11 protein-coding genes and 1 pseudogene are annotated in these 12,852 nt (G+C 52.6%); 9 read left to right on the top strand and 3 right to left on the bottom strand.

All coding sequences use genetic code 11. The features are described from left to right. The first annotated feature begins 86 nt into the window (after nt 1-86). The 5 genes from KO508_RS16140 to KO508_RS16120 all read left to right on the top strand — a co-directional run bounded on the left by KO508_RS16140 (nt 87) and on the right by KO508_RS16120 (nt 5,569). Complete coding sequence (locus KO508_RS16140; protein ID WP_216009310.1) at nt 87-1,469, top strand: sodium-dependent transporter; 1,383 nt, start codon at nt 87-89, stop codon at nt 1,467-1,469. 107 nt (nt 1,470-1,576) lie between these two features. After that, nucleotides 1,577-4,291, top strand: coding sequence for an intermembrane phospholipid transport protein YdbH family protein (locus KO508_RS16135; protein ID WP_216009309.1), 2,715 nt, complete (start codon nt 1,577-1,579; stop codon nt 4,289-4,291). 24 nt (nt 4,292-4,315) lie between these two features. Next, complete coding sequence (locus tag KO508_RS16130; protein ID WP_252738163.1) at nt 4,316-4,531, top strand: YnbE family lipoprotein; 216 nt, start codon at nt 4,316-4,318, stop codon at nt 4,529-4,531. A 44-nt stretch (nt 4,532-4,575) separates the two neighbouring features. Next, nucleotides 4,576-4,920 carry a YdbL family protein gene (locus tag KO508_RS16125; RefSeq protein WP_216009308.1) on the top strand — a complete coding sequence of 115 codons (345 nt, stop codon included), beginning with the start codon at nt 4,576-4,578 and terminating at the stop codon, nt 4,918-4,920. 103 nt (nt 4,921-5,023) lie between these two features. After that, nucleotides 5,024-5,569 (top strand): DUF5610 domain-containing protein, encoded by a 546-nt coding sequence (locus tag KO508_RS16120; RefSeq protein ID WP_216009307.1) that lies wholly within the window; start codon nt 5,024-5,026, stop codon nt 5,567-5,569. 54 nt (nt 5,570-5,623) lie between these two features. Here KO508_RS16120 and KO508_RS18920 read toward each other — a convergent pair. Next, nucleotides 5,624-5,828: pseudogene (locus tag KO508_RS18920) on the bottom strand (succinate dehydrogenase iron-sulfur subunit); the annotation flags it as partial. Between the two features lie 187 nt (nt 5,829-6,015). On the opposite strand from KO508_RS18920, the gene KO508_RS16115 reads away from it, so the two are divergent. The 3 genes from KO508_RS16115 to KO508_RS16105 are packed head-to-tail and all read left to right on the top strand — an operon-like array spanning nt 6,016 to nt 9,524. Continuing rightward, nucleotides 6,016-8,001: a putative bifunctional diguanylate cyclase/phosphodiesterase gene (locus tag KO508_RS16115; RefSeq protein WP_216009306.1), complete on the top strand. Its 1,986-nt coding sequence runs from the start codon at nt 6,016-6,018 to the stop codon at nt 7,999-8,001. After that, entirely contained in the window at nt 7,998-9,140 is a 1,143-nt protein-coding gene (locus KO508_RS16110) for an L-lactate dehydrogenase (RefSeq protein ID WP_216009305.1), read from the top strand. The genes KO508_RS16115 and KO508_RS16110 overlap by 4 nt, the downstream gene beginning before the upstream one ends. A gap of 18 nt (nt 9,141-9,158) precedes the next feature. Continuing rightward, nucleotides 9,159-9,524: a DUF488 domain-containing protein gene (locus KO508_RS16105; RefSeq protein ID WP_252738162.1), complete on the top strand. Its 366-nt coding sequence runs from the start codon at nt 9,159-9,161 to the stop codon at nt 9,522-9,524. Here the strand turns inward: KO508_RS16105 and KO508_RS16100 are convergent. Next, on the bottom strand, nt 9,519-10,703 hold the full coding sequence (locus tag KO508_RS16100) for a trans-sulfuration enzyme family protein (protein ID WP_216009304.1): 1,185 nt from the start codon (nt 10,701-10,703) through the stop codon (nt 9,519-9,521). The two genes, KO508_RS16105 and KO508_RS16100, sit on opposite strands and share 6 nt — an antisense overlap. A gap of 231 nt (nt 10,704-10,934) precedes the next feature. On the opposite strand from KO508_RS16100, the gene KO508_RS16095 reads away from it, so the two are divergent. Then, a complete protein-coding gene (locus KO508_RS16095) occupies nt 10,935-11,849 on the top strand; it encodes an AEC family transporter (protein WP_216009303.1) in 915 nt (304 codons plus the stop codon). Here the strand turns inward: KO508_RS16095 and KO508_RS16090 are convergent. Beyond that, complete coding sequence (locus KO508_RS16090) at nt 11,826-12,815, bottom strand: zinc ABC transporter substrate-binding protein (RefSeq protein WP_216009302.1); 990 nt, start codon at nt 12,813-12,815, stop codon at nt 11,826-11,828. The two genes, KO508_RS16095 and KO508_RS16090, sit on opposite strands and share 24 nt — an antisense overlap. Between the last annotated feature and the right edge of the window lie 37 nt (nt 12,816-12,852).

Here is a 12,852-nt window from a genome sequence, read left to right as displayed (position 1 = left end):
CCCCTTTTTAAGTATTCAATCAGAGCCTCTTTAATAGAGGCTCTACATTATGACGATCCGACAAAAACAACTATTCGGAGAACGCAATGACTGAATCGGTTCATCCCCACCAGCAGGCCAGTAACCTCTGGACCTCTAAAATGGCCTTCATTCTGGCTGCTGCCGGCTCTGCCGTCGGGCTGGGTAATATCTGGAAGTTTCCCTACATCACCGGTGAAAATGGTGGTGGTGCTTTTGTGTTGGTTTACCTTGCATGCATTTTCCTGATTGGCGTGCCGGTTCTTATCGCAGAAATTATGCTTGGCCGTCGCGGCGGGCAAAGCCCAATCGCAACTATGCGCACCCTTACAAAAGCCGAGGGTACGTCCAAAGGTTGGCGCATCATCGGATGGAATGGTGTGGTGGCGTCTTTTTTGGTGCTTTCTTTTTATGCCGTGATCGGCGGCTGGGCGTTGGTTTACATTGGTAAGGCGGCCATTGGGATGTTCGTTGGCGCGGACGCAGAGGCGATAGGCGGGCAGTTCAACAATCTGCTGGCCAACCCTTGGGAGCTGTTGCTCTGGCACACGGTCTTTATGGCCATTGTTGTGTTTATCGTGGGGCGCGGTATTCGTTCAGGCTTGGAAAAAGCCGTCAACATGCTGATGCCGCTGCTGTTTTTGCTGCTGATTGTCATGGTTTTTTATGCCATGGGTAGCGGCAGTTTCGGTCGCGCTGTCAGCTTCATGTTCTCGCCAGACTTCAGTCGTCTAACTACCGAGGGCGTTTTGGTTGCCCTTGGCCATGCAGCTTTTACGCTAAGTATTGGTATCGGTGTTTTGATGGCATACGGCTCTTATCTGCCCAAAAACATCAATATTGCCAAAACCGCCATGACCATTGCGGTTCTGGATACCAGTGTGGCTTTGCTTGCGGGGCTTGCCATCTTCCCGCTGGTGTTTGCCAACGGCCTTGAGGCGGGCGCTGGGCCGGGGCTTATTTTTGTGACCTTGCCACTAGCCTTTGGTCAGATGGGCGGTGGCATTGTATTCGGTACTATCTTTTTTGCCTTGCTGTTGGTGGCGGCTATTACTTCGGCCATTTCCATGCTGGAGCCGGTTGTTGAATGGCTTGAAGAGCACAAGGGTGTAACCAGAGTAAAAAGTGCTGTGGCTGGCGGCTTTGCTGTCTGGTTTATCGGCATAGGCACAGTGCTGTCGTTCAATTTATGGGGCGATGTGCATCCTCTGGGCTTTATCGGCTTCTTTGAAGGCAAAACTGTATTCGATCTGCTCGACTTTCTGGTTTCTAACCTCATGATGCCTTTAGGTGGTTTAGCCATTGCGTTGTTTGCAGGCTGGATTATCCGGCGTGAGGGGCTTGCAAAAGATATCGGTCTGGAAGGGGGTGCATTCAAAACCTTCATGGTGGTACTGAAGTTTATAACCCCGGCAGGTATCGCGGTCGTATTCCTCTATAACCTGATTTGAGAGGGCAAAGCGCCATCCATGCACTTACTGTAACTGTTCCAGCCATAGCAACCAATGTACGGTAGAGGTCTCCCATAAACCGGTCTCGGGTCAGGAGATAGCCCGCAATGCGCATTGCTTGGAAACCACTTGGCTGGGGACTGTTTGTAGTCGTTGCACTATCAGTGCTGGTTGGCATTCTGACGGCTCGCCATTTGTGGAGCCAGATGCTGGAACAGAACGGCATTGAAACTCTGGAATGGCAAGGACTGGATTTATCCTTCAGTGGTGTCTCTGTACGCGAACTGAAGTTAAGCCAGTCCGTGCCGGCAAGGGATCTGGTCTTACAAGGTCAGAACCTGTCACTGGGCTGGCGCTGGCCGGAATGGGGGGACGGCTGGCAGCCACAGTTCACCAGACTAGCAGCCAGTTATTTGGAGCTAGATCTCGACGCTAAACCAGTGGAAGAGACAGAGCCGCAGCAAGCGAACCAGTGGCAAGCAGAGCTGTTGGCATGGCTGCCAGCTGAAGTCAGCATTCAGAAATTTGAAGTGACACTACCTTGCGAGACAGGCCGGTGTCCATTGGAGGGCGGCCTAACAATCTCCAGTTCGCAATCGATTCCTGCTTCGGACGCTGGCCCCGATATCCCCTCGCTCTTGGCAGCAAGCGGACGGCTCCCGATTAAAGCTCATGTGCAGCTTGACCATAAAGGTCATCAGTTGGGCGTGGCGGCAATTCTTGATAGCTCTGGGGACGATAATCTTAATTTCTCCGCAGATGTATCTATTGATGGGAAAGAGTATCTGACGGCTTTTTCAGACTACACTGCCCGGAATACTAAGGGTTTGGCATCCTGGAGCGGCTCTGTTGAAGTGCCAGACTTACCGCAAACCGACTGGTTGCTGGCTTGGCTGCACACCTGGCAAAACATACCTATAGAACAGTGGCCGGATCAGCCAGATACCGGCTCACTAGCAGCCAGCTGGGATTTGTTAGGCCCCGGAGATACCAGCTTTTTGTCCGGCGCAACAGGGAGCGTGAAAGTACATGCGTTGTTGCCACAACCCTGGCCGGCACCGGGGGTTGGAAGTATTAACGGCAATGCTGAACTTGCCATGAAGTTAAACGAGGGCGACTGGCAGCCGGAAACCATGCGAGCCGATCTGGAGCTGAGTCATCCGGCCCCTTGGATCAAAAAGATACCGGAACTGATGCGCCCGGATTATCTCAAGTTGTCCGTTCGGCCTGTAAACGCTATTGCCACTCGCCCCTCCATGCCTCCCGAAGCCCAGATCGATCCGGAACAGCCCCTGCTGCCGTTGAAACTGGAGTTGACCAGCCGAGGCGGTGCGAACATCGCTATTCGCTCACATTTGGCCCTGGCCACAAGTTCTCCTTGGCGGGCACAGTTGGGGGATACGCAGCTCACTATGGCGTTGCCCCAGCTGGAGATGGCTGGCTGGCGGATGGCCAAACCCACGGCGAAAGCGTCATTCACCGGCTGGATTGATACCAATGCGGCTATGCTGAAATTCACTGAGCCTACACTGCTGGACGCTGAGAAGCTTGAGCCGGTTCCCGAAACTGAACCGGCGGATAGCATGGCGCTTACGGGGCTGCGCTTGAGTTTCTCGGGAGCCACTCTGAGTGCAGGGTACCGTCAGGAGCAAGGAAGCCTAGATCAACTTTCGTTAGCCGGGCCGGTTGGTGTCACGGCAAAACAGATTCGGCACACTCAGTTATTGCCGCAGTCCTGGCAGTTCAATGGGCATGTAAATGCCAACCTAGACCGGGCAGACATTAAAGGGGTCATAAAAGCCAAAGCTGGTACATCTATGAATCTCGACGTGGCTTTTCCCTACAGAGGCTCATTAGTGCTTGAGGCCAAGACGCGAGTGAGCGGCGAAAGTGAGGCTGAGGCGCTGTCTCGCATATTTACCGCATGGCCACCCTTACTTCTGGTATCCGGCGGCAATGTCAGCGCCAATGCTACTGTTAAAAAACCGCAAAATAGCGCACTGCAGCTGGCTGGGAAGCTGGTATTTGCTGATTGGAGTGGCACTTATGATCGCACAGCTTGGAGCAGGATGAACGGGGCTGCGGAATTCTCCCTTGGAAGTGAGCGCATTAATGTGGATGTGCCTGAATTGACTATTGAAGAGGTTAACCCGGGGCTGCCTGTCGGGCCGGTGCGTTTTGTGGGTGACTACGAGGCTCCTGTTGCCCAATTGGCATCTGGAGAGCTGGCTCTGGAAGCTGCCCATATTGGTGCGCTGGGTGGCGATGTAACCATTCAACCCGGAAGCTGGGATCTGGCGCAAGCGCCGGTGACAATTCCCGTTGAGCTTAATCAGCTTAGTCTGGCTCGGCTTTTACAGTTATACCCAGCAGAAGGTCTGGCGGGTACAGGTATCCTCAGTGGAACTGTGCCCGTTCTCTTCGATCCGGCTACCGGAATAAAGATAGAGCAAGGCCGTATTGATGCCGTCAAACCGGGCGGGCGCCTGCAAGTAACAGCAGAGCGGCTCAAAGCGCTTGCCAGCCAGAGCGAATCTATGAAACTGGTGGCGCAAGCGCTGGAGGATTTCCGCTACTCCGTGCTCGATAGTGGTATTGACTATGATGAAGACGGCACCCTAACGCTGAAACTCCACCTTCGAGGAAGCAGCCCGGAAGTTGGAAAAGGGCAACCTGTGGTGCTGAATATTAATTTGGAGGAGAACATTCCAGCGCTGCTGACCAGTTTGCAGTTAAGCGGCAGGGTTAGTGATGCTGTCGCGGAAAGAGTCAAAAAATTATTGAAGAACCGCGAACGTGATTCCGGCGACCTGTTAGAGTAAAGGATAACAAAGGAGTACATCGATATGACGCAATTTGGTTCGAGGTTTCCCCGGCGCCTGTCCGCTCTTTGTGCGGGACTAGCTATGGGTGGTTTATTAGTTGGGTGCACCCCGACCGTTCAGGTCGCAGCGCCGAAAGAGCCGATTACAGTAAACCTTAACGTGAAAATTCAGCACGAAATTTACGTGAAGGTCGATAAAGATGTAGACGACCTGTTCAGCGAGAAGGGCTTGTTCTGATTGCCTTGGCATTTTGTTCAAACGATTTTTTTAAGGAGTTAACCATGACATTAGTTGCCCGATTCAGCGCCCTACTATTAGCGTTCAGCATGGCCCTGCCTGCGATGGCTATGAGTTTGGATGAAGCAAAAAATGCCCTTGAGTCTGCAAAAAGCCAAGGTCTTGTAGGTGAGACCCCATCAGGCTATCTCTCAGCTGTAGGTTCCGATCAAAAATCAAAGGACATTGCGAGTGCAATTAACGATGCACGGCGTGAAGCTTATAAAAAGATTGCTGAAAAACATGGTATAGCCGTCACAAAGGTCGAAACCGTAGCGGGCCAGAAAGCGGTCGAGAAAACACCTTCCGGCCAGTACATTCAGGTAGATGGTCACTGGATAAAGAAGTAAAGCCTTCATAGCCTTTTAGATAGGTTATAACCAATTGTTCTTAATGTTGTGTGCTCATCTGCCGTTACCCGTTACATACAGAACCTTGCAGGAGGTAAAGGCTATGGTAGCACCAATCATTGGTCGCGGGCCGGATGTGACCGGTCGAGTGAATACGAGCCCCACAGATGCGAAGCCCGTAAGTCGGGTAACGACTGAGGCGAGAGTTGAAAAACAGGCGAGTATTCGTACACCTGCGGATGCCATCAATGTGATGCGTACACGCATGGAACAACGGCTGCAAGAAGCTATGGGCGGCCAAAATAAGGCTGTTTCCGGAGCCGATAAATACGCTGCGCAAGCCCAGCCACCCTCTGCCTCAGATGTTGCCAGTGTTATCCTTGGGTTTGTGCAAAACCGTCTGCAGGCAGAAGCGGACGGCGGTGCAGATATGGAAAAGCTGGCGGATTTGATGTCTCAGGCCAGATCCGGTATTGAGCAAGGTTACGCCGAAGCCAGAGACCAAATTGTGGCACTGGACATGATGAATGAAACCCTCGGTGCAGAAATCGACAAAGGCTTTGATCTTATTCAGGACGGTCTTCTGAAGCTTGAAAAACTATTCTTAGACAAAGATTCGAAAATGGATACGCCCACAGAAACGGGTTAAATTTCTCCTTCCGGTGCTGAACTCAGTTTAAACTTGCTGGCGAAACAGCAAAGCCTATATGCGGCAAATTTGTTTCACCGGATTAAGATCGTTCGGGCAACCCGCCTTCCAATTACCTATGCCCCTGCAGCCGAACACGCTGAAGGGGTCCTCAAGCTTTACCCGCCTTTCTGTGGCTGCCGTGTCATGTGAATCGAGAAAAAAGCGATGGGCTTGCAGCAAGCCAGCTGGCCCAACTTATTTTTTTCGGGTTCCACCATCAAGCTGTGGATAACCGGCATACACGGTAGCAAACTTTACCTACGAATATGTCAATTCCATTTGCCAAAGAAAGCTTCATTATTCTAGCGATTCGCCCTGTTGATATAACAAAGCTGTTGAAAAGTGGGCTATAAATTAGGCTATGCTAAAGGCTGCGCTTATCAACGATTTACAGGCCCCAAACCATGTCTGATAACGACACTGCGGTTTTTGAAATTTTTCCGTGGAACCGGAATTTCGAAACGGGTATCGATGAGATTGACCAGCAACACAGGGTGCTGGTTGAAATTCTGAACCGGCTTGCCTGGCACTTCGCCTCCAGCACTTCAGAGCTTCAATGCGACCATATTCTGGACGAGCTGCTTGCTTATGCGGCCTATCACTTCAAAGCTGAAGAGGAGCTGTGGGAAGCAGCACTCGGTGATCAAGAAATGGTGCGCAACCACCATGATGGCCACCAACTCTTCTTTGTGCAGATTCAGATGTTTCGTTCTAGCAAAGAGCCAGAAGAAAAGGTTATGGCGGAGCTGTTCAATTACCTGACGCGATGGCTGGCCTTTCATATTCTGGAATCAGACCGCCGAATGGCACTGACCATCAAGGCAGTTGAGCGTGGCCTTTCGATTCCTGAAGCGCGAAAGGATGTCGACAGCGAGTTGAGCGGTGTTGTGTCGGTGATGGTTTCGGCCCTGTTGGAGATCTACAGCAAGCTCTCTGCGGGCACCATACAGTTGATGCGCGAAAAAATGGCGCGGCTACGAGCTGAAGATGAGTTGGCACGGTTGCAGCACGATAAGTTGTCGGCTGCTCTGGAGCAGCAAGCGACTGACCACGAGGAGCAACTCCAGTTTCTGGCATATTCAGATCCAGTTACTGGCCTGATGAACCGTAATGGCATGCTTCGGGAAATCAGGCATGTCATTCAGCAGGAACAGTTACCCCGTGAGTCAGTAGCGCTGATTTCCATTGATTTGGATAACTTCCACAAGGTGAATGCCCGCTTTGGTGAAGAATGCGCTGACCGCTTGCTCGGGGTGCTAGCAAGGCGTTGGAAAGATGCCATGGTCCAAGGTGGCCAACTCGCGCGGATCAGCGGGGACGAGTTTGTTGTACTGCTATTGGACAGTGGCAAGGTGGAATCCCAATTAACTGCGCTAAGGCTTACCGCAGAACAACCATTTGTTCTTAATGGCGGCAGTATTTCCATGGCGTTTACTGCAGGGGTGGTTCGTTTTCCCCATGATGGTGCGGATGATGGCGACACGATTCTGCGGCAGGCGGATCACACGTTGTTTCGCGCTAAGCAAGAACAAAAAGGCAGTTGGCTGTTTTTGGATGCCGATGCACAGCGCCAATCTGTGGTGCGTCAGCAGCTTCTGGCGGATGTTCGAGAGGGGTTAATAGAAAACCAGTTCCTGCTACTTTACCAGCCCAAAGTCTGCCTTCGGTCTGGCAGAGTAATTGGTGTAGAGGCGCTTATTCGATGGGATCATCCGGATAAGGGTATATTGAGCCCTATAGACTTTCTACCGGCATTGGAACACCACCCTCTGATGGTTGATATTGGGGAGTGGGTTATTGATCAGGCGCTCCGGCAGATGAGCGTTTGGGATAGCGAAGGCCTAGCGCTGGACGTGGGTGTGAATATTGCCGCTGTGCACCTTCAGCATCCGAATTTTGTGGCGCGATTGGCCCGCGCATTGGACTACTACCCTCAAGTGGCGCCACATCGGCTAGATTTGGAAATTTTGGAAACTGCAGCCCTTGGTGAGCTTGATAAAGCAAGCGACATTATCCGGGACTGCGAAAGCTTGGGTGTGACCTTTTCTCTTGACGACTTTGGTACCGGGTACTCTTCGCTTTCCTACCTCAAGCAATTGCCTGTAAACACCTTGAAAATAGATCAAGGGTTTGTAAACGGCGCACTCTCGAATGCAGACGACATCGCTATTCTCAAAGGCATAATTGGCCTTGCCAATGCTTTCGACAGAAACCTAGTAGCGGAAGGGGTAGAAACCATGGAGCATGGCAAACTCCTGATTCGCCTTGGTTGCTATGATGCGCAGGGCTACGCCATTGCCAGACCGATGAAACCGGAAAAAATTGCAGCTTGGAAAAAACAATGGCGACCCTATCCTGAATGGTCTGCCGGAGAAACAATAAAACAATGATCACACCTGCAAACACAACGGATAACCGTAAAATCGCTAAAGCTAGACTGCCCCGGATGATGTTTGATTATTTTGACGGTGGCGCCTTTTCAGAGCAAACCCTCAGAGAGAACGTAGAGGACTTCCAGCGCCTGCATTTTCGCCAGAGGGTACTGCGAGACGTGTCCAGCGGCTCTGCCGCCACACGAATACTGGGCCAAGATGCTGCATTGCCATTGGCTCTTGCACCTGTGGGTCTCGCGGGTATGCTCGCCCGCAGAGGAGAAGTTCAAGTAGCCCGGGCAGCACAGAAAGGTGGTGTGCCCTTTTGTCTCAGCACTGTCTCGATTTGCTCATTGGAAGAAGTTGCTGCAGCCACTAACTCGGCTAATTGGTTTCAGCTTTATGTCCTGAAAGACCGGGGTTATTCAGAAGCTTTACTAAACCGTGCACATCAAGCCGGATACTCCACATTGGTGTTTACCGTAGATCTTCCTAAGTTGGGTGTGCGCTACCGGGACGTGCGAAACGGCATGAATGGTGGGCTATCGCCCTGGGGGAAAATTCAAAAACTGTCTGATCTGCTTGCCCACCCATTATGGCTTTGGGATGTTGCCATCCAAGGTAAACCTCTGACGTTCGGAAACCTTTCCGATGCGGTGCCTTCGGGTCGCAACCCTGAAGATTTCAAAACTTGGGTAGACCAGCAGTTTGACGCCTCGGTCATCTGGAAGGATCTCGATTGGGTGCGGCAGCATTGGCCGGGCAAGCTTGTTATCAAAGGGATTATGGACCCCGACGACGCCCGTTCAGCCGTGAATGTTGGTGCCGATGGCATTGTTGTTTCCAATCACGGTGGGCGGCAACTGGATGGCGCACCTTCAACCATCTCGGCTTTGCCTGCCATAGCAGATGCCGTGTCCGGAAAAACCGAGATTCTTCTCGATGGTGGTATTCAGTCTGGCCAAGACGTTATTCGGGCGCTGTGCCTTGGCGCAAACGCTTGCTTGGCGGGCCGTGCATGGGCCTATGCGCTGGCCGCTGGTGGCGAGGCAGCGGTCTGCCGGATGCTAGAAAACTTCCGCTATGAAGTAGAGCTGACCCTTGCACTCTTGGGTAAAAATTCGATAGAACAGTTGAGCCCGGATGATCTTATCTGAACGATAAACGGAGGCTTGATGATGGATATTCGAATCAAGAGAGCTTACGAAGACGCTGCCCGCTCTGACGGCCCGCGCATTCTCGTCGACAGAATATGGCCGCGTGGTGTTGCGAAGGACGATGCAGAGATTGAAGCTTGGCTGAAAGGATTGGCACCCTCTACCGACCTGCGAAAGTGGTTTGGGCACGACCCTGAGAAATGGGAGGAATTTAGCCTGAGATATCAGAAAGAACTCAAGAAAACCGAGGCTGCTGACGACCTGAAAGAGCTACAGTCGATTGTGAAGGAACACAAGCGCATAACCTTGGTGTTCGCTGCGAGGGACACAGAGCACAATAACGCTGCAGCCCTTCGCGACTTCCTCAATAACGGCGATTTATAACTGGCTGAGCGCCTGTTCAAGATCGGCGATCAAATCTTGCGCGTCTTCCAGCCCAACAGACAGTCGCAGCATGCTGTCGGTTATGCCACGGCGTTCACGCTCCTCTTGGTTGATACCGTAGTGGCTGGTAGCGCATGGCTGGGAAACCAGACTTTCTACGCCGCCCAGACTGGTAGCTAGTAGGAAAACGCTTAGGTTGTCAGCGACTTTAACGGCCAGTTCCCGTCCTCCTTTGAGCTCAATCGTCAACACTCCGCCGAAACCGTCCATTTGCTGCGCAGCTAGGCTGTGGCCGGCAAAATCAGGTAGCCCCGGGTAAAGCACTTGTTTTATCGCTGGGTGGGCCTCCATAGCTCGGGCAACGGCCATGGCATTCTCGTTGTGTTGCCTTACCCGCAGGGGCAGGGTTCTCAAGCTTCGAGAGAGAAGGGCGGCAGTTTCCGGAGCAATGATCTGGCCGAGGTTTTTTCGCCACAAGGCAATGGGCTGAATTCGGTCCGCGGACGCCATTACTGCACCTGCAGTGATATCACTGTGGCCTCCAAGAAACTTGCTAGCACTGTGGAGACTCAGGTCGGCACCCAATGCCAGTGGTCGCTGATTGACCGGCGAGGCAAAGGTGTTGTCAACGGCTAAAAGGGCGCCCTTGGCATGGGCTTGCTGCGCCAATTTCTTGAGGTCCAGTATGCTCAACGTAGGGTTGGCAGGCGATTCGCAATACACCAGCATGCCGGGCTTGTTCAAAGCCTCGGCAAGCTGCTCCGGCTCATGTTTCAAAAGGAAGGTTACCGGAATGCCAAGGGGTTCGAGATGCTTAGTCAGCAATTCCTGTGTGCCGCCGTAAAGATCTCCAACACACACAATGCCATGGCGGCCATGGGCGAAGAGCGTTGCGGAAATGGCTGCCATGCCCGAAGCAAAGGCAAGCGCATCTTCAGCACCTTCAAGGCGAGCTAAACCTTGTTCCAGCTCCTGAATCGTGGGGTTGCTGCCCCATCGGGTGTAAAGATTGCCTGACGTGTGACCTTCAACCACCTCCTGCAAAGAAGCCGTATCTGCGAACCGGTAGGTGGTTGTGTTATAAATCGGTGAATAAGGGCTGCCAAAGCTGTCCCTATGGCGGCGGTTATGAATGATTTGGGTTGCCTTACCTTGTTTGGACTTAGGCTCGGGTTGCATGGGCTCTCCTTGCGGCTGAATGTGGTTTTAGAAGGTGACTGGCGGCAATGCGACAATTATTTTGGCAGGGTTGGACTTCCATGGCCACTAGGTGCAATGACCGCTGGCAAGAGCTTGTATGCCATCTTTGACTGGCAGACGCTTTATTGGCCATCTGATATGCTCCAAGGCTATTCGGTTAATCTTCGGGATAGTTGCCCGTTATAAGTAAACGATGCTGGAGTATGCAGTATGCCGGTTATGGTTCAGGCGCTGGTGCCTGTTTTTGCGCTGATTGTGTTGGGGCACCTGTTCAGGCGTTGGGCTTTCCCTTCTGTTGAGTTTTGGCCTCAGGCCGAGCGATTTACCTATTACGTGCTCTTTCCCGCTATGTTGGTTTTCAAGCTTGGGCAGGCCCGCTTGCCCGCATCCGCCTACGGTGAGACGGCTCTGTTGATTGGCTCTATGCTGCTGGCGATGACAGTAGTGCTGGCTGTAACGCAGTTTTTCTGGCGCTGGAGCGGGCCGGTATTCTCCTCTGTTTATCAGGGCGCTATCCGGTTTAATTCATACGTGGCTCTTGCGGCAGGAGGTATGCTGCTTGGCGATGACGGACTATCACTCACCGCAATTGCGGTTGCCGTTATGGTGCCGCTGATAAATTTGCTCTGCATTCTCATGTTTTCTTTGATGACCACAGACGGCCCTGCGCGGTTGGGGCCTGTGCTGCGGGCCATTGCATCAAACCCACTAATTATAGGGTCGGTTCTAGGGGTTATTTGGAGCTATTTTGAGATTGGTTTTCACCCACTTCTTGCGGGAACGCTTGAGCCACTGAGTAATCTGGCCTTACCTATGGGGCTGATGACGGTTGGCGCTGGCCTGCAACTAAAGGCCTTGCGAGGCGGATCTGTACCGTTTGTGGTGTCGTCCGTATTGAAACTGCTATTGTTTCCACTAATGGCTACTGGGCTTGCGGTTCTTCTAGGCCTCGACGGCACATTGGTGCAGGTGGCGATACTGCTGGCCACCCTCCCAACGGCCACCTCCGCCTATATTTTGGCTAGGCAGTTAGGCGGCGACGCGCCGTTGATGGCGGGTATTATCAGTGGCCAGACGCTTCTGGCCATGGTGTCTATTCCTCTAATGCTGAGCATTCTCTGGTAGGCATTTGAGCACGGCGTCGGCGATGCTTTGCTGGAAAGCCGCATAGCCGTCTGCCGTTGCCTCTATATCTGTGGCCAACGGGTCCCAAGTGCTGAAGGTAACATCAAGCCCTTCGGTAATGGAGCGCCACCATTGCCGGTTAAATTGTGGCTCTGTCAGCAAGCAAGGGTGATTCGCGCTGCGCAGGCTATCTTGAACCTCTGCAATATGACGGGCACCCGGGGAGCGCTCCGGGTTGAGTGTGAGCACGCCTTCCACCTTTAAATTGTAGTGTTCGGCGAATCGAGTGAAAGCACTGTGATAGGCGAATAGGCTGATATCTTGCACCGGCTCCAATTGCTTCCGAATTTCCACTTCTTTCGCGGCAATCGAGGATTCAAAGGCGCTAAGATTGCGATCCAAAGCCTGTTTGTCTGCTCCGTCTAGTCGCGCCAGAGCATCCCGAATGGTCTCTGCCATGGTAAGCGCCATGTGGGGGTCTACCCAGATGTGCGGGTCTTCTCCATCTCCGTGGTCGTGCTCGTGCCCATGATCTTCGTGTTCGTGTTCGTGCTCGTGTCCATGATCTTCGTGAGTATGATGTGTGTCTTCGTGATCCTGAATCGAGCTCACATCTTCGTTAGCGCCAGCGTTGGTGCTTTCGTCTATGAAAGCAACAGAGCGCTCGCCAAACTCACTGCCTGTTAAAAGGCGGGTTAAAAACGTTTCCATATCAGGGCCCACCCAGAAGATTACGTCCGAGTTTTCTAGCGCTCGGCGCTTGGACGGCGCCATAGAGTAGTTGTGAGGGCTAGCGCCGGGAGGTACTAATGTGGTGGTTTGCGTGCCTTCTGTCGCAATGGCGCGCACCAAAAGTTCCAGCGGCTTTATGGAGGCTAACACGCGCGTATCGGCAAAGACGGTGCTGCCATACATAAGGGCGCTGGCGCTCAGAGTTAAGGAAAAGGCTGTGTTGATGATGCGCATAACTAGTTTGAATCCTGATCAATGGCTGTAATGTTAT

It is taken from the genome of Marinobacter salexigens (assembly GCF_018860765.1).
In the GTDB taxonomy this organism is placed as follows: Bacteria; Pseudomonadota; Gammaproteobacteria; order Pseudomonadales; family Oleiphilaceae; genus Marinobacter; species Marinobacter salexigens_A.
The sequence above is the reverse complement of the archived record's forward strand: the minus strand, read 5'-3'. Positions and strand labels throughout refer to the sequence as shown.